The following is a 22,761-nucleotide window of genomic DNA, read 5'->3' as shown; positions in this document are numbered from 1 at the left end:
ATGGCTGATAATCGTAACTTTAACGTTTTCACGTAACTAAGCTACTTGGAATCAGAATGTCGGTTCTCTTTTTCCTGTCGTTTTTTGGCGCGATGAAGACTCACTAAGACGGTAATGATGGTTACTACTACGAAAACGACCACCATCATTATGACGAGCCAGATAAACGTGCTTAAATCCATGACGTCCATTCCCTTCGTTAATGATTGGTTTTATTTTAACACGACCGAAAAGATTAAGTTTTAAGGAAATCACAAATTTATAACTTAATTGATTGTGATAAAATGACTAAGAAGGGGTTTGATGCATATCATGAATGATACAAACGACGCTAATACTACTAACTACTTAGATATCGTAAAAAGATTAGTTTTTGATGAAAAAATTGAATACTTGTTTTGGGGAGCCATGACCACCCTGGTTTACTTTGTCAGTCGATTCGTTTCGATGAAGATTTTTACCAGTGATTTTACTCCCGTCTTAATTGCCCAAGTTCTGTCGATTGCGTTTGCTTTTGTGGTGAACAAATACTTTGTTTTTAACAGTGGAACGCAGTCCAAGACACTTCAGGCTCAGATCGTTAACTTTGTTTCGGGACGATTGTTTGTTTTAGTCCTTGACTTTTTGATGACTTACGTAATGATCGATAAGTTTCCGCAATTTTTCATTAAGATTTTATTTTTAGATCACTTAAACTATTCGGCTTGGCTATTCCAACTTCCCGTTGTTCACGGGTTGATTGGGAGTCCCACGTTGTTTAACAGTTTTATCTGTGTGGTTGGAACACAAATCATGGCCATTGTGATTAATTACTTTGTTTCTAAGTACTTTGCTTTTAAATAAAATCAAAAAAGCATCCACTTTTTCTAGGTGGGTGCTATTTGTTTGCGATGTAATCCAAAATCTTGAATAAATCGAGATGGTTCTGTTTTGAAATTGGGTGGTTAATGATGGTGTTTTTAGACTGACTTAAAACGGACCCGGTAAGGTAAGGGTAGTCGTTAATTGCCATTTCGGTGACGTTGTCGTGGTTGGGTTCAAGGTGAAACTGGAGGCCAACGAGGTTATCCTTTACAAATCCCTGATTAACGAGTTGATCACTTGAGTACAATAACGAGGCACCATCTGGAATCTGAAACGTTTCCTCATGCCAGTGAAGCACTTCTAGTTGTTTAGATAATCCGGGGATGAGTTTTGTTTTTAAGTAGACGGGAGCAAACCCAACTTCCTTAGTGTGCGAGTCAAAGACGGAAGCTCCTAGAACTTTGGCAATTTGTTGAGCACCAAAGCAGGCGCCAAAGACTGGTTTTCTTTGGCTAATCATCCGTTTGATTAGTTCTCGTTCGGACTTGATCCAGTTTGTGTCATCATTGACGCTCATTGGGCCGCCTAAGATTACTAACATGTCGGTTGTAGCAGCGTCTGGTAGCACCTTGAACTGAGAAGGATGATAAACGAACATCTGGTAATGGTTGTGATGAATCCAGTCGGAGATTGCTCCGGGTCCCTCATCAGAAGTGTGTTGCAAAATGCTTACTCTCATTATTGTTGTTCCTCTTGAATTGACCGTGATAATAAAAAAATAATGCCATTTGGCATTATTTTAGTAAATTACATCATTCCGCCTTGCATACCGATCATGGCCGCAATGGCTGCGACGATCATCTTGAACAATCCCATTACGATGAATGCAACGATGATTCCAAAGGCAATTGTGAATGCCATTTGCATTGATGATTTCCAGGCTGCCTTGTCTCTACCACCGAGAAACTTGTAGAACAACCATGCTAGAGCGATTAGAATGATCAAAATCACAACTAATGCAACAATTGAAATGATTAAACTTTCTGTACCCATTAATTTTCACCTCACAAACATAAGATTATATATATTTAGCATGAACTTTTAGGGTTAAATGTGCAAACATATTACTTAATTTTGAAGGAATCTATAAGAATCTTAAAATATACTTACGGTAAGTCATTTTAGTAACTTTTTGGTGTCGACGGTGCTATCTTAGCAGTTGAAACATCATAAAAATATCAAGGGAGCTCTTCAAAGATGAAAATGAAGAAAACATTATTTACGTTAGCTGCCGTAGCTAGTGTGGGATTGGTACTTACTGGTTGTGGAGAAAGCAAGAGTAGTTCTAAGTCCAGTTCGTCATCAAATATGTCGAGTAGCAGTAGCGAAAAAACAATGAGTAAAAAAGACATGAAGGAAACCAAGGGCGATAAGTCAATGGACATGAATATGCAAATGAAGCATAAGATGAACCTACCAACTGACTTAGCTGCCGCTAAAAATCCTAAGTTTAAGGTTGGTTCTGAAGTTAAACTATCAGCTAACCACATGAAAGGAATGAAAGGTGCTAAGGCTAAAGTTACCGGAGCATATGATTCACCACTTTATGTCATCGATTACAAGCCAACCGATGGTAAGGCTGAAGTTAAAAATCATGAGTTTGTTACTAAAGACCAACTTAAGGCTGATAAACAAGGTGCTACCTTGAAAAAGGGCGAAAAAGTCACCGTTGAAGCTGATCACATGCCCGGCATGAAGGGCGCTAAGGGGAAGATTGTTAAAGTTTGTGACGGTCCTGCCTATGCTGTAACATTCAAACCAACTAATGGTGGCAAAGAATACGTTAACCATCAGTGGGTCAGCCAAACTGAAATGAAAAAATGCTAATTTAAATTAGTTCAAAAATACTAGGACATTGTCCTAGTATTTTTTTATTTTAGATGAAGTTGTAACCGATGGCACCAATTAAACCAATAATCGCGGCAATTAAATACCACGTAGTCTTCTTGTTTTTGCCGAACATGCCCCATAAGAGTTCATCAATAAAAACGATTAAGACCGTGATTAGTAAAATATTGAAGTGGGCGAACATGATGGCAATTACCAGGGCAATGCCACAGATGAGATCGTTAATGTTTCGTAGAACGTTGCGTTTGTTTTTCATTTTTTCTCCATTAATAGTAGTTTGAAGTTTAATCAGTGATACTAATCATATTACTTCAAATGAGTTTTAGATAACATCACCTGAAACCAAAAAAATTCCTTAGCCCATCCAAGCTAAGGAATTTCTTATAGGTACTGTGATTTTTTGAGTGCTTCTTGAAGAGCTTTAGGACAAACGTTAATGGTTTCGGTGACCTTTAAGTGGTTGTTACTAGCGGCCTCCACGATTTTGGCAATGTCATTAACAGCCATTTTACCCTCTAGGGCATAAGCAATGTGGACAGCAAATTCGTAAAAGTTATGAGAATCCTGCATCTCCATTTGCACGGTATTGTATAATTTTTGGTCATTTATAAAAACATCGTTTCCAGTACAATTAATCATAAGCACGCCTCCTTTATTATCTTATAATAATTATAATTAAATAAGTTGAATAATCAAATAATGGGATTATAGTTCATCAAAATTCACGAACACTGAGGGAATTGGTGAACGGGAATTGTTGAGTGACCGATATCCCGTGCCGCAATTAATTGATTTTTTTATTTATGTGCCTTAGCCCTTTGATTGAGCTAATCAGTATGTGATAATGTAAACGTAAGAAAATCTTAATATTTATTTAATTGGAGGAACTAGTATGAATGAATGTCCTAATTGTCATTTTAATAACAAGCCGGGCGCAAAGTTTTGTGTCAAGTGTGGAACTAAGTTGACTGGCAACAGTCAAACAAGCAGTAACAAGGTACATAATGAAGCAAAAAAGCAGCAACATCCCCGTAATTCACAGGCTGACGTTTCTAACGGATTAACCAGCATGTTTAATTATTTCATTGAATCGATTAAACATCCAGTCAAATATGAGGCTGCTAGTGAGAAGTATCTGGGATATATCTCGCTTGGAATCTTCGCCGTTTTGACCTGGCTAGTTTCGTTTATTTTAGCAATGAGAATGAAGAGTGGCCTGGCCTCTGAATCAGTTCCATACTCACTGATTCATAAGATGGATGGCGTCATTAACACGAGTGTTATGGGACTAGGACTGATTATTGCCGTAATCGGTCTGTTAGCTTGGATTTTAGGCTATGTCGGTGTTCACTTTGTTATGAACAACAATATGAGTCTCAGTGATTATACGAATGAGTACGGTAAATTTTTAAACGTTGGAATTATTTTACTGTTGGTGGGCCTGCTCCTATCCGCCGTCATGCCCGCTGGGATTTTATTTTTAATTAGTCTCTACGTGGTTGACTTGGCCATCACCATTTCTGGTTGGGCGTTAATTTATGAAATGCTCTTTTCTAAGAATTTTGGGTCAATTGATAGTTTCTATGTTTTACTGATTGTAACGGTTATCGTGGCAATCATTTCCGCTGTCCTAGTAGCTATTTTGGGTAATAGCCTGGGCTCTCAACTTCAAACGCTGACTCAAGAGATCATTAACAACTTTGCTGCTAACTTTGGTCAGGGATACTAGGAGGAGTCAAAATGAGTGAAGAAGCGTCTTTTTGTCCCAATTGTGGACACCGAATTAATGCAAATGATGAGTTCTGCCCCAATTGTGGGTATAAACTAACTCCTAATGGATCACCAAAAGGTCAAGCAGGACCAAGTCGCAAGACATCAGGGAGTCGGCCCCTGCGTCAGACAAGTAACGTTAATCGTCCGCGAAAGCAAAAGAAGATGAAACCACTTACTAGAGTGATTTGGGTAATTGTGGTTGTCTTGGTAGTGGTACTTATCGGTGGTTACTTCTTTGGAAAGAATTACTATTCAAAAGCTAATCAAGTCGACCGAGTCATCTCAGCAATTAAGAATGATCAGGAAAAGAATTTAGCCAATGTGTCGGAAACAAACGACCCGAACTTTAAGATTAGTGGGAAAGCGATGAAGCCAACCATTAATTATTATGCTAGTAATAAGGACCAGTTATCAAAGCTTAGGAGTCAGTTCATGCGCGATAACGATAATCCGGTGACCGACAGCCTGCAATTTAAGCAGGAGGGTAACACCTGGTTATTTTTCCCTAAGTATAAACTGATGGTCAAACCCGTTTATTCTAGTATTTCCACTAACCTGAATGGCGTCTCGTTGAGTGTGAACGGCAAGCAAATTACCAGCAACATGGGCAGTCAAAAGGCTAAGAAGATTGGGCCACTTGCACCAGGCCTTTATAACATTACCACTGCCGGAAAAGTCAATGGCCGTGAATTGCACAATAATGGTCAATTCGACTGGATTGATGGTGCCAGTTCAGCGTCCTTACCACTTCGAATTATCACCTTTACAGTGAAGGGGCAACCAGGATCAGACGTGTTGATTCAAAACAAGAAGGTTGGAACGATTGGTGACAATGGGAGCTTTAAGCTTTCTGACTACCCATTTAGTACGAACATGAACGTTCAAGTTCAGATGAAGGGCAAGTCCGGTAAATTAATTCAGAGTAAACCCTATAATTTAAAAGACAGTGATAATAACAACACGATTGAACCGAAGTTTGATGGGATTGCCACGAAAGACCAGGCTGATCAGGTCTTGAATCCGCTCTGGACTCAGGTGAGTGGTGCCGGTAACGACGTTGATATTTCCCATTTCTTTGACGGTGGAAATGGTAGTCCCGCTTGTCAGGATATGCTTAAAATGGTCAAAAGTTATAATGACAACGATAAAATTGAGTCATTTGAAACTAGTGAAAGGACCGAATCGGTAGCACCTTATGATAGTGGGGAGACGCAAGTCACTTATCAGGTTGATTATACTTTCGATAACAATGACGACGATGACAATAGTTCGGTTCGTCATCAGACGTTTGAATACAATGCCATCTTGGTCAAAAATCCTGGCAGTGATGATTCTGATGATCTTCCGTTTATCATCAAGAGTAACCAGTCAGTTAAGAAAGTATCGGATAGTACCGATAACGATTAATAGTAATTTAGAAAAGAAACGAGCATTCTGTGCTACGTTTCTTTTTGTTTGGTGTATGTTATGATTTCCTCAATATTATAAAAGGATGGAAATTAGTTTGGCAGAAAAACGTAAATCACATAAATTCTTGGCCTTTTTACTCGTGTTGGAAATTATCATCGTGATTGTGGTCGGAGTTTCCGGGACAAAGTATTATTCAAAAAAAGCTAGTGGTGACCGCTTGGTGAATGCCCTGCGTAATCACGAACAAAAGCAGGTGATTGCTGGAATCAAAATTGACGGGCAAACGGGTACTCCAAGTGAAGAGGCCCTTCAACCCCTTGTTAACGATTTCGATCAAAATTCCGAAGCAGTTAATCGGCTCAAGATGCAGATTAACGGTGAGAAAGTGGCTGAAAACAACTTGGTTTATAAACAAACGGGGAAGAATTTCCTGGTATTTCCACGTTATCAACTGGTAGTTAAACCAATTGATCCTAAAATTAAGACCAATCTTTCAGAAGCCAACGTGACAATTGATGGAAACAAGGCAGGTAAAACGGATGGTAATGGGGAGCTGAACGTGAAATCACTCATCCCGGGAGTTCATCAGATTGAGGCGACTGCCACGGCTGGTGGTAAACAGCTTAAGACTTCCGGTCAGTTTAGTCTGATGAAGTCATCTGATACGGCGCACCTGACGTTTAACGTGGTTTCGTTTGGGCTTGAAAGTGTCCCAAACGCTATCGTCTACGTTGACAATCATCCGGTTGCTCAAATTGGTGAAAACGGCAAGGCGAAGGTCAATAATTTACCCATTGGTGATGATTCATCAATCTGGGCCACTCTGAGTGCTGACGGCAAACCAATGAAAAGTGATGTTCAGTACCTCGGGATGAAGAATAATCACTCTGAGATCAAACTCCCGTTTAAAAAGCTCGTTGATAAAAAGGCAGCAACTGGTCTGCTTAAAGCCGTGTGGGAGCCACTGAACCATGACGTTTTTGACGAAAAGTCAGCTGGTCAAGTTCAGTACGACCAAAACTTTGTTGGAGGAAAAAGTAACCCAGCCTATAATCAGATGATTACGATTGCGAAAAAGGATCATGAACCAGATGTTAAAAATCTTCAAATTAAGGTAAACGTTAAAAAGGTTACAAGTACTGGTGAGGGGAAAGCCGCCGTTGACTTTGCGGTTCAAACTGATTCAACTAACGATCAGGGCCAAAAAGCGTCAAAAACGACTAACTATCGGGCTGATGTTAAACAAGATGTTAATAATCAGCTCAAACTTAAGGGTCTGGATGAGGTTAAATAAAAAAGGAAACCAATTATGGCTCCTTTTAGTTGACGTTTGCTTTAATAAATTTGGCAATGATTTCGGCCATCATTTTGTAAGTAGTCGAATTAGGGTGAAGACGATGGTCATGCAGTCTTGTTCTATAATTATCGTCGTCGACAATGGTCGGTGCCACCTTACGCCAGTTTAGGTATGGAATGTTATTTTGGCGGTAGACGGTGGTTAAGCCGCAAAGGAGCTGTCCAAACGTGTAGTGGGCGAGTCCCTCAATGTTGTAGTTATCGGTGCCACCATCGAAGCGGTTCAATGGAAGGATTCCCAGAATTTGAATGGACGGATTTTCGATCTTGATTTGCTGGATGTTTTCATTTAACATCCTTTTAACGACTTCTAAAGTATCGTAGCGGTGAGCAAAATCGTTGGTACCGTAAAAGATCGTGGCGATGTCGTAGTCACCAAAATTGTTGTGGTTAACCTGATAGGTTAAGTCCAGCTCACAATTTCCGGTAATGGTACCGGCATTCTGGCCCGCGTTTTTGATGAAGTTAAATGGTAAAATTTGACCTAAATAATAGGGCCAATTGTGCACTAAATCTTTTTCTCCGTCAAAACCACGAGTTAACGAGTCACCTAATAATATGATGTTGTCTTCATTAATTGATTTCATTTTTTAAACCTCGGTTGTGAATTGTGATACTATCATTTTACTGCTAAGTCAATTGACATGGGCATTTTATTATTGCATTATAGAATATAATTAAATTTTATTAAGTCGCATGGGAGATGAAAACGTGAGTTATAAAAGGGTAATTGTTGTGGATTTAGCATCACTCGGATTACGCTCGGACAATGAAGCAGAACAACTTAATGCTTCAAGCGATAACATCCTTTCACACGTTTTGAATCAATCCTCAAAGTCAGATTTACCATCGCTTCGGCGGTTGGGCCTTTTTAACATCTTTTTTGATGGGGAGCGTTCTTCATCAGATGAAGTCAATCCCGAGGGCGCTTACGGATTAGTTCGAACTAATTCCGTTGTTAATCGACCCGCATCCGGACTGCGAGAAATGTTTGATTGTGCCGTTAATTCACGTGTGTCAAGCGTCTTTGAAGAGGTTTATAAAGCGGAAAAGAGTTCCGTGATCATTTCCCGGTTTGTGGAATATCTTCAGGTTCAAGACTTTTCCAGACGGATTCAGGTACCCGATAATACCTCTGCTTTTGTTGAATTAAATCATCAGCTGGAAAAGGTTCGGAGCGGTTTTATTTACGTTCAAGTTCCAGATCTTCAGACCTCCGCTATGGAGGGTGATTTGGACCAATTTTCATCGGAACTGAAGAAAGTTGATGTCATGTTATCAGAACTGATGGATTCTTTAGAGGATGATGACTTGTTGATTGTTACCTCAAGTCGAGTTGGTGATTCACAAACCCAGGATGGATTATCGACTTACAAGATTTTACCAGTAATGTTGTATGATAACCAATCAACTGATCGCCACATTGAAGATGTTAATAAAGTAAGTGTGATTGGTGGAACGGTTCTAGATGGATTAGGAATCCTTGATCGAGTAAAACGACCATCAATAAGTTTACTTCCATACTTAAAAAAAGAGACAGCTTAGGCCGTCTCTTTTTTGATTGCTTTTAAGCTGAAGCAGCTAATTCAATTATGCGTGTGGTAAACTTGACTAATAACGACGGATTTAAAACGGAGGGATATTATGCAAAAAATTATTATGGACATGGACCCAGGAATTGATGATGCAGCAGCTTTGTCAGTGGCACTCAATGAGCCAAAACTGGATGTGGACTTGGTGACCACCGTCGCTGGAAACGTAACGGTTGATAAAACGACGATTAATGCCCTTAAAATTATTAATTTTTTTCATGATGGTGAGCGGGTCAAAGTCGCTAGTGGGGCCGCAAATCCCTTAATAAAGCCGTTTGAAGATGCAGCTCGGATTCACGGTGAGTCTGGGATGCGTGGTTATGATTTTACGGGTGAACTGCCAGAGCCATTGAAAATGACCGCGGTGAAAGCCCTTCATGACCACATTATGGACAGTGAAGAACCAGTCACGTTGGTCGCAACGGGATCTTATACCAACGTTGCCCTCCTACTGTCTGAATATCCAGAAGTAAAAGCCAAGTTAGTGCGGATTGTTGCCATGGGCGGAGCACTTGGACGTGGTAACATGACCAGTGCCGCTGAATTTAATGTCTTTACTGACCCTGATGCGGCCAAAATAATGTATCAAAGTGGTGTTTCAATTGTGATGATTGGACTTGATGTGACCAAGAAGGCTCTTCTTACTAACGAAACTTTAGCTGAAATTAAGGAAATGAATCGAGCGGGAGAGATGCTCTCTGCCATTATCACTAGTGATGGGGATCAAAGTAATGCAGGCGTGGCCATGCACGATGTTAATACGATTTTCTACCTGTTACACCCAGAATTACTTACTACTGAAGAGATGTGGATTGATATTCAAACTACTGGGCCCGCCAATGGCGCCACCGTTGGTGATATTCGTGGTGCTTATCATCATGGTCAAACCAATGCTAAGGTTGCCGTTGACATTGACGCCCAAGCGTTTAATGACTGGTTTAAGTCTGAAGTTCAAAAGATGCCAGATTAAACGGAACGGGGTAAATTTCTCGGTGACTTTTTTCCTTTTTTTGGTAACGAAATCTTTAAATTTTCGTTATAATGAATAAAGGGTCTAATTTAAATTGGTTTAACTTTAATTAGTTTCCAATTGTTTGTTTTACATAGGAGAAGTAAATGAATCCAGAACAATTTAAAGCGGCATTGTTAAAACACAATGTCTCACTATCGGACTTTCAAGTAGAACAGTTTAAAAAGTACTACGAACTCTTAGTGTCCTATAATCAAAAGGTGAATTTGACGACCATCGTTGAACGTGACGACGTGTATTTAAAGCACTTTTACGATTCACTTACTCCCGTTTTTTACATACCAGAGCTTAAAAAGCCAAGGTCAATTGTAGACGTTGGTGCGGGGGCAGGGTTTCCGTCAATCCCACTTAAGATTATTAATCCCGATTTAGAGGTCACCATCGTGGACTCACTTAATAAGCGGATTGTTTTTTTGAAACAACTAGTTAGTGAACTGGGATTGACTGACGTGCGCCTTGTTCATGCTCGTGCCGAGGAATTTGGTGGAAAGCGGTCAAATGATCGCGAACAATTTGATTTTGCAACCGCACGGGCACTGGCGCGGTTGAGTGTGATGTCTGAGTTGTGCCTCCCACTGGTTAAGATCGGCGGCAAGTTAATTGCGTTAAAGGCCGCTAGGGCTCCTGAAGAACTGAAGGGAGCTCAGAAGGCAATTACAACTTTAGGTGGTAAAGTCGAAAGTGACTTTGAGTTTAAATTACCGGAAAACGATGAAGTAAGAAATATAATTGTCATTGATAAAATCACCAAGACACCAAAGAAGTATCCAAGAAAAGCTGGAACTCCAAATAAGGATCCGATCAAGTAAGAAGGAGGGAACAACATGGGAACCGTTATATCGCTTGCAAATCAAAAGGGTGGCGTTGGTAAGACCACGACTGCTGTTAATCTGGGGGCTGACCTAGCCACAAAGGGCAAGAAAGTCCTGCTGGTTGATGCCGATGCCCAGGGAAATGCCACTAGTGGCGTTGGTCTTAGTAAGCAAAAAATTAATAAAGATATTTATGATGTTTTAGTTAATGAAGAGCCGATCGAAGACGTTATTCTACATTCAGCTCATCAAAATCTCGATATTGTCCCTGCTACCATTCAATTATCTGGAGCAGAGATTGAGTTGACCCCCATGATGGCGCGTGAGACTCGATTGAAAACGGCACTTGAGAGTATCTCTGACAAGTACGATTACATTTTAATTGATTGCCCACCTTCTTTAGGATTAATCACGATTAACGCTTTTACTGCCAGTGATTCGATTTTGATCCCGGTTCAGTCTGAGTATTACGCCTTAGAGGGACTGAGCCAATTACTTAATACCATTGGTTTGGTACAGAAACACTTTAATCCCAACCTCAAGATTGAGGGAGTGTTATTGACTATGTTTGATTCCCGTACTAATCTTGGAGCACAAGTCAATGGTGAGGTTAGAAAGTTTTTTAAGGATAAGGTGTACACCACCGTCATCCCCAGAAACGTTCGTTTATCGGAAGCTCCCAGTCATGGACTGCCGATCATTGACTATGATGCCAAATCAAAAGGCGCCAAAGTATACATGGAATTGACAAAGGAAGTGTTAGCTGCCCATGACCAACAAAAATAGTAAGGGATTAGGACGTGGAATTGAAGCATTGTTTAAGGACAATGACGTTAATAGTAATGACGAAGCAGTTGTTGATCTTGACCTAACCGAAATTTCGCCTAATCCTTATCAACCAAGAAAGAAATTTGATCAGAAGGCTCTTGACGATTTAACCCAGTCCATTAAAGAATCAGGAGTTTTTCAGCCAATTATTGTGCGCCACGATGTTGATAATCATAATTACCAGATTATTGCTGGTGAACGTCGATTTCGGGCATCTAAAGCTGCTGGGAAGGCCAAAATTCCAGCAATCATTCGTGATGCTACCGAAGAGCAAATGATGGAAATCGCTGTAATGGAAAACTTACAGCGTGAGGACCTTAATCCACTAGAAGAAGCTCAAGCGTACGATACTTTAATGACGAAACTGAATTTAACGCAAGCACAAGTTTCAGAGCGTTTAGGTAAGAGCCGCCCTTACATTGCCAATTATCTTCGTTTGCTGGGGTTGCCACAATCCGTTAAGGATATGCTGCAAAAAAAGCAACTTTCAATGGGGCAGGCCCGGGCCCTTTTATCGGTCAAAGAAAAATCACAACTTTTGAATTTAGCTGCTAAGGCTAAGGATGAAACCCTCACGGTTAGACAGTTAGAAAAGTTAATTGCCAAGGCTAATAAGGCTCACTCAACCAAGAGTAAACGACCAGTGAAAAAGTCCAAGTCTCCCTACATTAAAGAGAGCGAGGACCAGCTTCAAGATAAATTTGGAACTAAAGTTTTGATTAATGAGACCAATTCTAAGCTTGGTAAGGGACAAATCCAGATTGATTATATGTCAAATGAAGATTTGAACCGAATTTTAGACCTATTGGATATTCATCTCGACTAGGGAGGATATTTTTATGTATGAAATGCATGATATCGTTGCAATGAAGAAACAGCATCCCTGCGGCACCAATCGATGGAAAATCATTCGAATGGGTGCTGACATTAAGGTTCAGTGCATGGGATGTGGTCACATTGTGATGATCAGTCGACGACAATTTGAGAAACGTTTGAAGAAAATACTAGAAAAACACGAAGAAATTAATTAAAAGAGGTAAGCAGGATGTCTTTAACAGCGGGAATCGTTGGGTTGCCGAACGTTGGTAAGTCAACACTTTTTAATGCCATTACTAAAGCTGGTGCTGAAATGGCTAACTATCCTTTTGCAACGATTGATCCAAACGTAGGAATGGTAGAAGTGCCAGATAAACGGCTGGACCGGATTCAGGAGTTAATCCCGGCTAAAAAGGTGGTACCAACTACTTTTGAATTTACCGATATTGCGGGGATTGTAAAGGGTGCTAGTAAAGGTGAAGGGCTTGGAAACAAGTTTCTTGAAAACATTCGTCAAGTGGACGCCATTGTCCACGTTGTTCGGGCTTTTGATGATGACAATATTACCTCAGTTACGGGAACCGTTGACCCCATTGGCGATATTGAAACGATCAACGTCGAACTTGGAATTGCTGATTTAGATGCCGTTGATAAACGAATTGGAAAAGTTCAAAGAGCAGCAAAAGGCTCGGACGAAGCCAAGGAAGAACTGGATGTTTTAAACAAGATTAAACCGGTGCTTGAAGATGGTGGTGCTGTTCGGGATATTGATTTTGATGAAGACGAGCAGAAAATCGTTAAGGGATTGTTTCTTTTAACTTCAAAGCCCGTTTTGTATGTCGCTAACATCAGTGAAGAATCGATGGCTGATCCAGAAAGTGACAAGTACTTCAAACTAGTTAAGGACTATGCTCAAAAGCATGGAGCCCAGGCAATTGGGATTGCGGCTGAAACTGAGCAGGAAATTGCTGAACTAGGTGATGATGACAAAGCTGACTTTCTTGAGGCTGAAGGAGTTAGTGAACCCGGTCTAAATAAGTTAATTCGGGCTTCATACAAATTGCTTGGACTGGAAACCTTCTTTACTGCAGGTGGCAAAGAGACCAAAGCCTGGACCTTCAAGAAGGGCACTAAAGCACCTCAAGCCGCCGGAATTATCCATTCTGATTTTGAACGGGGCTTCATTCGAGCTGAAATTATGTCCTTTGAAGACCTGGATAAATACGGGAGTGAAAATGCCGTTAAAGAGGCTGGAAAATTGCGGGTTGAAGGTAAGGATTACGTCATGCAGGATGGTGACATTGCCGAATTTAGGTTCAACGTCTAGGAGGAAATTATGAGCGAGGAAGATAATCGAAAACGAAATGCTAAAGCAAAACAGCATCAACATCACTCAAACACTAAGATTGCTGAACGAGAACAATTTGATCACGTTGGTTTGACCAAGAGAAATGCTGAATATATGTATAAGTTTAAGCAGGAACTTTCGGAAACCAAATTGGAACCAGAAAAGCAAGCTGCTCAGATCAGTACGATGGTAAACGAACTAAAAAAGGCTCAAAAGAGTGGGATTACCGCAAAGAATCTGTATGGAACGGTTGCTCAAAAAGTGCAGGTTACGGTTCACCCGCCAAAGAAACCCCAAAAGATGACACCCATCACCTACGTGATTGATGCCACGTACAACTTTTTGTGGTTTTTGGTCCTGTTCTGTTTCTTGTACGCGGCCATGTTCTTCATTAATTCCTCGCAAGCATCAAAAGGTGGTGTAATGGGGATTACTGGAATCTTCGTTTCCTCAATTGTTGCTGGTGCAGGGATGCCACTTATGACCAACTTGTTTGCTCCGGGAGTAAAACATAAATATAATGGCATCATTCGAGCTTTGATGATGGTTCTATTGTTCGCAATTTGGATGCTAGTCTTCTTTGGTGGAACGTATATTCCGAGAGTGGTCAACCCGATTACCAGTCCGATTGTTGACGCAGTGATTGGTGTGATTGGAATTGCGGGAATTTTGTACATGCGTCATCGTTTCCCAATTACCAATGGACTATTTACCGGGAACCGAAATTAATTAATGAATCGTGGATCAACTGATCTACGATTTTTTTGATGTGAAAGTTTAAATGTTTATAATATTAAAACAATTTTGGTTAATCTCTGTTTTCAATCTGATAAACTGAAAGAAAATAGTGAATTCGAGGTAATTAAAATGAAAATTTTAGTTGTTGATGACGATAAAGAAATCGCACAATTATTAGAAATCTACATTAAAAACGAAGGTTACGAACCAATCTCAGCCTATAACGGTAGTGATGCATTATCACTTTTGCGCACTGAGCCAGACATTGGCTTGGTAATTTTAGACATCATGATGCCGGAAATGAGTGGGATTGATGTTATTAAAGAAATCCGTAAAGACTCCCAGATTCCGATCATTGTGTTGTCCGCCAAAACGGCTGATATGGATAAAATTCAGGGATTGGTTTCTGGAGCTGATGATTACGTCACCAAGCCATTTAACCCATTGGAAATCATGGCACGGGTTCGTTCCCTGCTTAGAAGAAGTCAAAACGATGTCACTAAGGACAAGCCTGACATTTTAAACGTGGGTCCACTGACTATCAATAAGGATTCACACGAAGTTAAGACGGAAGACGGCAAAGAAATCCAGTTAACCGCTCTGGAGTTTGGTATTTTGTACCTTCTTGCCAGCCATCCTAACCGGGTCTTTTCAGCTGATGAGATTTTTGAGCGCGTTTGGAAACAAGAAAGTATCATTTCAGCTAAAACCGTCATGGTCCACGTCAGTCATTTACGTGACAAGATTGAAGAAGCCACTGGCGGTGAAAAAGTGATTCAAACCGTTTGGGGCGTCGGCTACAAAGTGGAAGCATAAATAATAAGAGGAATCTTGAGTTTGAAATTAACGACGAAAGAAAAAACTGAATTATTTGTTGAAGGAGTAGTTACTTTAATATTATTACTCCTTTTAAACTTGGCGATTACCGTGATTATCACTGAATCAATCGAGAGTAACCCGGGTCTAAGGGACGGAATCTTCATCATTAAGCAGTCGGTGACCTTTGGCCCGATGCATTTTCGACTACTTAGCTGGGAGAATCTCTTCATCATTGCTATGGGCGTGATCGATGTCATTATTATTTACTGGCGGTTGATTCGGCGCTATCATCAAATGCAACTCCGCCACATTATTTCGGAATTGCATTACATTGCGAACGGGCATTTTGACCATCGAATTCCCTTTGAATTAAAGGGAGATACTGAGCGGGTCATTCAAAGTATCAACGCGCTTGTTGATAGTGTCATTGAATCCATGAATGATGAGCGAGAGGTGGAAGCTTCAAAGGACAAATTGGTCACTAGCGTTAGTCATGATTTAAGAACGCCACTAACTTCAATTCTGGGATACCTTGGTCTCATTGAAGACGGTCAGTATCAAAATGAAGACGACATTTTAAAGTATTCACATATTGCTTATTTAAAGGCGCAACAAATGAAACAATTAGTGGATCGGCTTTTTGAGTATGCTAAGGCGGGCGACAAGTCTAAGCCTTCGCAAAAAATTGATAACATTGATGTGAATGCGCTATTAGAGCAGCTTCAGACCTCATTTAAACTTGATGCATCTAAGCACAAGATGACGATTGAAATGAAGCCACTCAAGCACGATATTTCGATCAAAGCCAATGCGGAGTCGTTAGGTCGGGTATTTAATAATCTGATCTCGAATGCTTTTAAGTATGGAAAGGGAGGACGTCACATCTATCTTTCTGCTAAGCCATTTAGTAGTGAAGGAGTTGAAATTATCGTTTCAAACGATGGCGAACAGATCCCTAAGGGGTCGCTAGATCACATCTTTGATCGTTTTTACCGGGTTGAGGAGTCACGAAATACCAAAACTGGTGGAACTGGTTTAGGACTTGCCATTGTTCGTGAGATTGTCACCAATCAGGGAGGTTATATTAACGTTTCTTCAACGAAAAAATTAACCGCATTTAAGATTTACCTTCCGTTAGATGTTAAGCATCCATTACGGAAAAATAAACATGTGATAGGAGAGAAAAATGCAAACCAAGAAAAGTAATCATAGTGGTCATCAATTTCTCGTTTCATTTTTAATCATGACGTTAGCGCTCGTTTTAATGATTCCAGAGACCTTGGCAAAGGCTAACTCGAACGAAATCGATAGTAAAGCTGCCATTGCAGTGGACGCTAAATCAGGACAGATTATTTATCAAAGAAACGCTGCTAGAAACTTACCGGCAGCCTCGATGAGTAAGTTACTCACCGCATACATAGTTCAAAAACGAGTTCATGATCATCAATTGAAATGGGACACTAAGGTGGATATTTCACCTGCAGTTGCCAAATTAAGTACCAAAAAAGGGTTTACCAACGTTAAATTAGAGGCCCATAAGAAATACACGGTAAGGGCGCTCTATTCAACGGCCCTGATTGGTTCAGCTAACGCGAGTGCGATGGCGCTTGGTGATAAAATCTCTGGTAACAGTGAGAATTTTGCCAAAACCATGCGAATAACTGCCAAAGAATTGGGAATTAAAGACGCCAAATTCTATAATGCCTGTGGTCTGACTAACAAACAGGTTGCACCGATGAATTTGCCAAGGGTGACTGGTGATTCTGAAAATGAGATGTCAGCAAAAGACACGGCAATCATCTCTTCCAAAATTATTTCGCAGTATCCTGATGTTCTAAAAACCACTAAGAAAACGCAGTATACCTTTGGTGATACTGATAATAAACCGCAAGAAGTTGTCAAGACCTCTAACGAAATGTTGAAGGGACAACGATATTACGATCCAGCCTTAAACGTTGATGGTCTAAAAACGGGAACTTCTACGAAAGCGGGTGAAAACTTCGCGGGGACTTTAGATAATCACCATGATCACCGCATTATCACAGTAGTTATGGGTGCTAAGCCTAATCAACGGTTTATCGTTACTAAGAACTTAATGGAACACGTAATCAAGAATTATCGCCCCATGGAGTACGATAACGATCAATTTACCGAGAATCATCTAAGGGTGATTAACGGGAAAAAACGGACGGTTAAAGTCAAGATGAGCAAACCAGTTACCCTGTGGGGCAAGGTTTCTCAACCAAATGAATTTAGCGACCAAATTATACTTGATTCAAAGCATGCTAAAGACAATGCGGTATCAGCTCCTGTGCTTAAAAATCAGGAAGTTGGAACGAATCAGGTTGGATTTAAAAATCAGAAGGTGGAATTTTTAAATCATGATGGTGGAAAAGCACCAATCGTTACTTGTCAAAGCGTTGATAAGGTTGGCTTCTTTTCGAGATTGTTCCGTGAAATTGTGGAATTTTTCTGATAATTACCATTAGAACAAAATTATGGTTTGTTATTTTGCCATTTTTTCTTATAATGAACAATGTACGCAAAAAGTTAATTAATTTTTTTAGGTTATTTATTCAAGAAATCAAGTGGAGGATTTCAATTGACAAAATTAGTACCGAATCCTAATGAACCTACTTGGAAAGCCAATTTCAAGGTCTCGTTTCCCTTAGACTTGAGTTACATTCCAATTGGTTTGGCGTGTGGGATTTTGCTACACGCCGCGGGATTTAACACGTTTAACACGATTTTGGTATCACTACTGGTTTTTTCCGGTGGTGCCCAATTTTTGATCGCATCCATGTTAACCATTAATTCACCACTTCTAACGATTGTGTTGATGCTGTTTTTCCTAGAGCTTAGATACGCATTATTAGGATCGAGTCTTTCTAAGTATCTTCACGGGCAGAACACGCTCTTTACGTTCTTTTTTGCCTGTTCTTTAAATGACGAAAATTACGCTGTGAACTATTTAAAGTTTTCAACTGACAAGAAATGGACCCCGAAGGATGCGTTGCAAGTAGAACATTTTACGTTATTTTTCTGGACCATTAGTAACTTAGTGGGGAGTTTAATTGGGTCAGCTCTTACAATTGATCTAACCGTGGTGCATTTCGCACTCACAGCGCTCTTCTTGTATATGATTGTGATGCAGTTAAAGGATTTGCTAAAAGTGTTTATTGCACTTTTTGCTGCTGGCCTTGCGATCTTCTTCTTAGTGTTAACTAAATCAACACTCGGATTAGTTGCGGCGACGTTAGTTGCATCGTTCGTCGGTTTTTTGCTTGATAAATACTTTCGGAGTCGAAAACGGAAGACCAACAAGAAAAGTATTTTTCTTAAGACGTTTAAAAACCCTGCGGGGACACCGAAGGAATAAGTTGGGAGAATTGTTATGAAATGGGATGCGATGCAACACTTTCTGTTAATATTGCTGTGTTTTTTAGTTGCTTTAGCTCCAAGATTTATACCATTAGCATTTTTTAGAAAGCGCAAAATTCCAAAGTGGTTTACCGAATGGATGGAATTTGTACCAATTTGTCTGTTTACTTCGCTGGTAGTAAAGGATATTTTTATTAATCAGTCATATGCCTTTTCGATTAGTGGTCAGGGACCAGAGTTAATCGCTGCTGTGTTGGTAATTGGGATTGCTTACTGGACCCGATCTATGCTAGTTTCAGTGATGGCAGGACTAGCGGCGGTGTTTCTGTTAACGTTTGTCCTTTAATGAATATTTGATAACAAAAAGACGTAACTTTAATTGATGAAGTTACGTCTTTTACTATCTATTATATTAAGTTATTTGTACATGTAGTCACGGGTCATTGGAAGTGATGCACCAGCCGGTCCCTTTGAAATGAGGTACTGCATGACATCGATATTTCCAACCTTAAATGAAGCGGCACAGGCTTGAAGGTACAAGTCCCACATGCGGCAGAAACGTTCGTCAAACATATTTTCAATTTCTTTTCGGTGCGCATTGAAGTTTTTGTCCCATGTTTCCGTAGTCTTCTGGTAGTGTCTTCTTAGTGATTCAAGATCGTAGATTTGCATGCCATTATCAATAATATGGTCTAAGTTTTCGGTCAAACCAGGGATGTAACCCCCAGGGAAGATCCACTTATTTAACCAACCATTGATCGCACCACCTTGTTGTCTGGTAATTCCATGGATGAGGGCGTTTCCGTTTTTCGCTAAGTGGTCTGAAACGACCTTGAAGTATTCATCAAGATTTTCTTTCCCAACGTGTTCAAACATTCCGACTGATGTGATGTAATCCCATTTTTCTGACTTTGGTAGTTCACGGTAATCTTGAAGGCGGACTTCAGCGACGTCTTCAAGACCGTATTTTTTGATCTGTTCGTTAACGTAGTCGCATTGTTCCTGACTAAGGGTCACACCAGTAACCTTTAGGTCGTATTCTTTAGCGGCAACTAACATTAAAGTACCCCAACCACAACCGATATCTAAAAGAGTACCACCAGGCTGTGGGTTTAGTTTCTTGATGATGTGATGAACTTTATTCATCTGAGCATCGTACAGGCTATCTTCTGGACTTTCCCAGTAACCGCATGAATAGGTCATGGTCTTATCCAGCCAAATTTTGTAGAATTCATTTCCGATGTCATAATGCTTTTGCACATCTTTTTTACTTGCTGCTTCTGAATGAGAAGACTTTGGTAGCCACTTAATGAATTTCTTGTTGTGTAAGAAACTGCTGCTATCCAGGTAAGCTGCTGCAACTAAATCTTCTAAAGAAATCCCTTCAACAGTGATTACACCATCCATGTATGCTTCACCTAAAGCGATTGAAGCATTACTGGTAATATCTTTAATTGGAATTGCCTTGTGGATGGTAATGTGAGCTTTAGGCTCACCCTTACCATAAGTCTTGGTAGAACCATCCCAGTATGTTACCTTTAATGGAATATTAAAACTGTGTTTGATAAATTCACTGTAAAACGTCTTTTCAAGCATATAAAAACCTCTCTTTAATTCAATAGTTATATGGCCATTATAACCTTTTTTTGTGAAACTCGTAAAATAGACTGACATGAATTTTAACAAATTACATTAGATGCTATAATAAAAATATTACGTACTACTATTAAAATTGATTTGAGTAAAGTGTTAAATACGAATTATGGATGGAGAGGGGATGGATTAAAACCAAAATGGAGAATTTAACCAATTGGTGGCAAAAATTTTTAAATAACACAAAATTAAGACGGGCAGTGGTCTTGTTGCTAATTGTCGTTGTTCTGTATCTCTGTCGCTCAATGATGACCACCATTCTTTTGACCTTTATCTTTACGTTATTAATAACCAAGCTAGTACTTTGGATTCGGGCCCGGATTAAGATTCCGATTCCAATCTTGGTCATTGTGATTTACTTATTAATTGTGGGAGCCATTGTACTGGTAAGTGTCCTGTACCTCCCCCAGATTGCTGAGCAGGGAGTTGAAATAACCAAGACGCTAATTACCTTTTATGAAAGTCCCCATTCGATTAAAAACCCAGAATTACGTTCGTGGGTTTTATGGTTACTAAAGAACTTTAATGTACCAAACCAGATTAAGGGAAGTATGAACCTGATTTGGAGTTACATTACAAGCATTGGTTCAACTGGGATTGCTATGTTCCTGTCACTACTTTTGAGTTTCTTTTTTACCTTGGAACTTAAACAGGTGAAGCGCTTTTCTAAGAAGTTTTTAACCAGTACTTTTGGGTGGTTCTTCTCGGATATCCTGTTTTTCGCGAAGACTTTCGTCAAAACCTTTGGGGTAGTGATTGAAGCCCAATTCTTTATCGCAATCTGTAACACGACCATTACCACGATTTGTTTATGGATCATGCAAATTCCACAGCTTTTGATCTTAGCTGTCATGATTTTCTTCTTGAGCCTCATTCCGGTGGCTGGGGTTATTATTTCGTTAATTCCTCTAACCTTGATTGGTTATACTGTAGGTGGATTTAGATACGTGGTATACATCTTCATCATCATTATGTTGGTTCATCTACTTGAAGCATACGTGTTAAACCCTAAGTTCATGTCGGCTAAGACCGAACTACCAATCTTCTTTACGTTCGTAGTCCTCCTGGTTGGTGAACACATCTTTGGGACGTGGGGATTAATCGTTTCGGTTCCTGTTTTCACCTTTTTACTGGACGTCTTGGGAGTCCAAAACGTTGATGAAGTGGCGAGAAATCGAAAACCAGGTTGGTTTAGTAAGATCAGTAAGTTAGTGAAAAAAAGTTTTAAATGATGTAAAATGAACTAGTATAAAAACAAAAGAGGGGTAATTACAATGGCTAAATTAGTATTTGTTAGACACGGCCAAAGTGAATGGAACTTATCGAACCAATTCACTGGTTGGGTCGACGTTGACTTAAGTGAAGAAGGAGTTAAGCAGGCTAAAAATGCAGGTAAATTAATTGCTGAAGCAGGCATTCAATTTGACCAAGCTTACACTTCAGTTTTAAAGCGTGCTATCAAGACTTTAAATTATGTGTTGGATGAAAGTGACCAATTATGGATTCCAGTTTTGAAGTCTTGGCGTTTAAACGAACGTCACTATGGTGCACTTCAAGGCCAAAATAAGGCGGAAGCTGCTGAAAAATTCGGTAAGGAACAAGTTCACATCTGGCGTCGTTCATACGATGTTTTGCCTCCACTTTTGGACGCAAATGATGAAGGCTCAGCTGCCAAAGATCGTCGTTACGCTGACTTAGATCCAAAGGCGATCCCTGGTGGTGAGAACTTAAAGGTTACTTTGGAACGAGTTATTCCATTCTGGCAAGATCACATTGCTCCTAAATTGTTAGACAACAAGAATGTGATCGTTGCTGCCCATGGTAACTCTCTTCGTGCTTTAACTAAGTACATTGAAGGAATCTCTGATGAAGACATCATGAACGTTGAGATTGCTACTGGTCAACCAATTGTTTATGATATTGACTCTGACTTAAACATTTTAGACAAGGTTAAATTAGGCGAAAATAAATAATTTAATCTAAACCAAAAGACACCTCCTAATTAATTAGGAAGTGTCTTTTTTGTATCCATTAGTGTGATTTTACTACCACGATCGCTGACTTTGATAATGACAGACTTACTGGGGTCGTCTGAAAGAGGTCCCATATTAATGCAGTAGTCGTCATTTTTAGTTTTAACGTATTGAACCCGATCAAGGATTAATTTTTTAAAAACTTTACTGATTTCTTCGTGACGTTTTGCCTTATCTACTGCCGTGGCTAAAGTAAAGCCGGACTCTAGATAGGATTTGATTAATAAAACGGTTACTAGAGTATAGATGCTATATCGCTTGTTTTGATTTTTATGAACTGGTAAAGAAGTAATGTATCCTCGCTGCTCCCAGTAGCGAATCTTACTTTGGGAAAGACCGGAGCATTTGGAAATATCACCAATGCCAACCGAAATGTTATTTTTTTTGATGATTTTTCCGAGTCGTCCGTTGAGGTCAGCTACGTCTTGATCATTCTCATTTTCCAAGGGTTTACCTACTT

General features: G+C 39.9%; 28 protein-coding genes. 20 read left to right on the top strand and 8 right to left on the bottom strand.

What is annotated here, in order from left to right; translation table 11 throughout:
• Positions 1-41: 41 nt before the first annotated feature.
• Positions 42-182, bottom strand: coding sequence for a hypothetical protein (locus AC6UD8_RS04440; RefSeq protein WP_500695801.1), 141 nt, complete (start codon positions 180-182; stop codon positions 42-44).
• Positions 183-303: 121 nt separating this feature from the next.
• On the opposite strand from AC6UD8_RS04440, the gene AC6UD8_RS04435 reads away from it, so the two are divergent.
• A complete protein-coding gene (locus tag AC6UD8_RS04435) occupies positions 304-843 on the top strand; it encodes a GtrA family protein (RefSeq protein WP_500694039.1) in 540 nt (179 codons plus the stop codon).
• Between the two features lie 34 nt (positions 844-877).
• On the opposite strand, the gene AC6UD8_RS04430 is transcribed toward AC6UD8_RS04435, so the two are convergent.
• Complete coding sequence (locus AC6UD8_RS04430) at positions 878-1,543, bottom strand: type 1 glutamine amidotransferase (RefSeq protein WP_500699617.1); 666 nt, start codon at positions 1,541-1,543, stop codon at positions 878-880.
• 68 nt (positions 1,544-1,611) lie between these two features.
• The gene (locus AC6UD8_RS04425) at positions 1,612-1,857 is read right to left on the bottom strand and encodes a hypothetical protein (RefSeq protein ID WP_500694037.1); all 246 of its coding nucleotides are present in this window, start codon (positions 1,855-1,857) and stop codon (positions 1,612-1,614) included.
• 204 nt (positions 1,858-2,061) lie between these two features.
• On the opposite strand from AC6UD8_RS04425, the gene AC6UD8_RS04420 reads away from it, so the two are divergent.
• On the top strand, positions 2,062-2,691 hold the full coding sequence (locus AC6UD8_RS04420; protein ID WP_500694036.1) for a YdhK family protein: 630 nt from the start codon (positions 2,062-2,064) through the stop codon (positions 2,689-2,691).
• Positions 2,692-2,740: 49 nt separating this feature from the next.
• Here the strand turns inward: AC6UD8_RS04420 and AC6UD8_RS04415 are convergent, their stop codons facing one another.
• Together AC6UD8_RS04415 and AC6UD8_RS04410 are read right to left on the bottom strand one after the other, a co-directional pair.
• Positions 2,741-2,968: a hypothetical protein gene (locus AC6UD8_RS04415; protein WP_500694035.1), complete on the bottom strand. Its 228-nt coding sequence runs from the start codon at positions 2,966-2,968 to the stop codon at positions 2,741-2,743.
• A gap of 125 nt (positions 2,969-3,093) precedes the next feature.
• Positions 3,094-3,351 carry a hypothetical protein gene (locus tag AC6UD8_RS04410; protein ID WP_500699618.1) on the bottom strand — a complete coding sequence of 86 codons (258 nt, stop codon included), beginning with the start codon at positions 3,349-3,351 and terminating at the stop codon, positions 3,094-3,096.
• A gap of 253 nt (positions 3,352-3,604) precedes the next feature.
• Between AC6UD8_RS04410 and AC6UD8_RS04405 the strand changes: the two genes are divergently transcribed.
• From AC6UD8_RS04405 to AC6UD8_RS04395, 3 genes are all read left to right on the top strand, one after another.
• Positions 3,605-4,441, top strand: a complete 837-nt coding sequence (locus AC6UD8_RS04405) for a DUF6574 domain-containing protein (protein ID WP_500694033.1) — start codon at positions 3,605-3,607, stop codon at positions 4,439-4,441.
• Between the two features lie 11 nt (positions 4,442-4,452).
• Positions 4,453-5,892, top strand: a complete 1,440-nt coding sequence (locus AC6UD8_RS04400; protein WP_500699619.1) for a zinc ribbon domain-containing protein — start codon at positions 4,453-4,455, stop codon at positions 5,890-5,892.
• Positions 5,893-5,989: 97 nt separating this feature from the next.
• On the top strand, positions 5,990-7,189 hold the full coding sequence (locus AC6UD8_RS04395; protein ID WP_500694031.1) for a zinc ribbon domain-containing protein: 1,200 nt from the start codon (positions 5,990-5,992) through the stop codon (positions 7,187-7,189).
• 25 nt (positions 7,190-7,214) lie between these two features.
• On the opposite strand, the gene AC6UD8_RS04390 is transcribed toward AC6UD8_RS04395, so the two are convergent.
• Positions 7,215-7,838, bottom strand: coding sequence for an SGNH/GDSL hydrolase family protein (locus AC6UD8_RS04390; RefSeq protein ID WP_500695793.1), 624 nt, complete (start codon positions 7,836-7,838; stop codon positions 7,215-7,217).
• Positions 7,839-7,962: 124 nt separating this feature from the next.
• Here AC6UD8_RS04390 and AC6UD8_RS04385 point away from each other — a divergent pair, with 124 nt between their 5' ends.
• From AC6UD8_RS04385 to AC6UD8_RS04325, 13 genes are all read left to right on the top strand, one after another.
• The gene (locus AC6UD8_RS04385; RefSeq protein ID WP_500694029.1) at positions 7,963-8,796 is read left to right on the top strand and encodes an alkaline phosphatase family protein; all 834 of its coding nucleotides are present in this window, start codon (positions 7,963-7,965) and stop codon (positions 8,794-8,796) included.
• Between the two features lie 99 nt (positions 8,797-8,895).
• On the top strand, positions 8,896-9,813 hold the full coding sequence (gene rihC / locus AC6UD8_RS04380; RefSeq protein WP_500699620.1) for a ribonucleoside hydrolase RihC: 918 nt from the start codon (positions 8,896-8,898) through the stop codon (positions 9,811-9,813).
• A 146-nt stretch (positions 9,814-9,959) separates the two neighbouring features.
• Positions 9,960-10,682: a 16S rRNA (guanine(527)-N(7))-methyltransferase RsmG gene (rsmG, locus tag AC6UD8_RS04375; protein WP_500699621.1), complete on the top strand. Its 723-nt coding sequence runs from the start codon at positions 9,960-9,962 to the stop codon at positions 10,680-10,682.
• A gap of 15 nt (positions 10,683-10,697) precedes the next feature.
• Positions 10,698-11,471 (top strand): ParA family protein, encoded by a 774-nt coding sequence (locus AC6UD8_RS04370; protein WP_500699622.1) that lies wholly within the window; start codon positions 10,698-10,700, stop codon positions 11,469-11,471.
• Complete coding sequence (locus AC6UD8_RS04365) at positions 11,455-12,339, top strand: ParB/RepB/Spo0J family partition protein (protein WP_500699623.1); 885 nt, start codon at positions 11,455-11,457, stop codon at positions 12,337-12,339. The genes AC6UD8_RS04370 and AC6UD8_RS04365 overlap by 17 nt, the downstream gene beginning before the upstream one ends.
• Positions 12,340-12,352: 13 nt before the next feature.
• On the top strand, positions 12,353-12,544 hold the full coding sequence (locus AC6UD8_RS04360) for a DUF951 domain-containing protein (protein WP_500699624.1): 192 nt from the start codon (positions 12,353-12,355) through the stop codon (positions 12,542-12,544).
• A 14-nt stretch (positions 12,545-12,558) separates the two neighbouring features.
• Positions 12,559-13,656: a redox-regulated ATPase YchF gene (gene ychF, locus AC6UD8_RS04355; RefSeq protein ID WP_500699625.1), complete on the top strand. Its 1,098-nt coding sequence runs from the start codon at positions 12,559-12,561 to the stop codon at positions 13,654-13,656.
• Between the two features lie 9 nt (positions 13,657-13,665).
• Positions 13,666-14,406: a DUF1129 family protein gene (locus AC6UD8_RS04350; RefSeq protein WP_500699626.1), complete on the top strand. Its 741-nt coding sequence runs from the start codon at positions 13,666-13,668 to the stop codon at positions 14,404-14,406.
• Between the two features lie 138 nt (positions 14,407-14,544).
• Positions 14,545-15,231, top strand: a complete 687-nt coding sequence (gene croR, locus AC6UD8_RS04345; protein ID WP_500694021.1) for a response regulator transcription factor CroR — start codon at positions 14,545-14,547, stop codon at positions 15,229-15,231.
• Between the two features lie 21 nt (positions 15,232-15,252).
• Positions 15,253-16,440, top strand: a complete 1,188-nt coding sequence (locus AC6UD8_RS04340; RefSeq protein WP_500695786.1) for a sensor histidine kinase — start codon at positions 15,253-15,255, stop codon at positions 16,438-16,440.
• Entirely contained in the window at positions 16,421-17,710 is a 1,290-nt protein-coding gene (locus tag AC6UD8_RS04335; protein WP_500699627.1) for a D-alanyl-D-alanine carboxypeptidase family protein, read from the top strand. Before AC6UD8_RS04340 ends, AC6UD8_RS04335 begins: the two co-directional genes overlap by 20 nt.
• A gap of 126 nt (positions 17,711-17,836) precedes the next feature.
• A complete protein-coding gene (locus AC6UD8_RS04330; RefSeq protein WP_500694019.1) occupies positions 17,837-18,613 on the top strand; it encodes an AzlC family ABC transporter permease in 777 nt (258 codons plus the stop codon).
• 15 nt (positions 18,614-18,628) lie between these two features.
• The gene (locus AC6UD8_RS04325) at positions 18,629-18,961 is read left to right on the top strand and encodes an AzlD domain-containing protein (protein ID WP_500694018.1); all 333 of its coding nucleotides are present in this window, start codon (positions 18,629-18,631) and stop codon (positions 18,959-18,961) included.
• 71 nt (positions 18,962-19,032) lie between these two features.
• On the opposite strand, the gene AC6UD8_RS04320 is transcribed toward AC6UD8_RS04325, so the two are convergent.
• Positions 19,033-20,211 (bottom strand): class I SAM-dependent methyltransferase, encoded by a 1,179-nt coding sequence (locus AC6UD8_RS04320; protein ID WP_500694017.1) that lies wholly within the window; start codon positions 20,209-20,211, stop codon positions 19,033-19,035.
• A gap of 170 nt (positions 20,212-20,381) precedes the next feature.
• On the opposite strand from AC6UD8_RS04320, the gene AC6UD8_RS04315 reads away from it, so the two are divergent.
• Entirely contained in the window at positions 20,382-21,500 is a 1,119-nt protein-coding gene (locus AC6UD8_RS04315; RefSeq protein ID WP_500701226.1) for an AI-2E family transporter, read from the top strand.
• A gap of 42 nt (positions 21,501-21,542) precedes the next feature.
• Positions 21,543-22,241, top strand: a complete 699-nt coding sequence (locus AC6UD8_RS04310) for a 2,3-diphosphoglycerate-dependent phosphoglycerate mutase (protein ID WP_500694015.1) — start codon at positions 21,543-21,545, stop codon at positions 22,239-22,241.
• Between the two features lie 29 nt (positions 22,242-22,270).
• Here the strand turns inward: AC6UD8_RS04310 and AC6UD8_RS04305 are convergent, their stop codons facing one another.
• Positions 22,271-22,747 (bottom strand): MerR family transcriptional regulator, encoded by a 477-nt coding sequence (locus tag AC6UD8_RS04305; protein WP_500699628.1) that lies wholly within the window; start codon positions 22,745-22,747, stop codon positions 22,271-22,273.
• Between the last annotated feature and the right edge of the window lie 14 nt (positions 22,748-22,761).

Source organism: Fructilactobacillus sp. X1R3C1 (genome assembly GCF_059901545.1).
The sequence above is the reverse complement of the archived record's forward strand: the minus strand, read 5'-3'. Positions and strand labels throughout refer to the sequence as shown.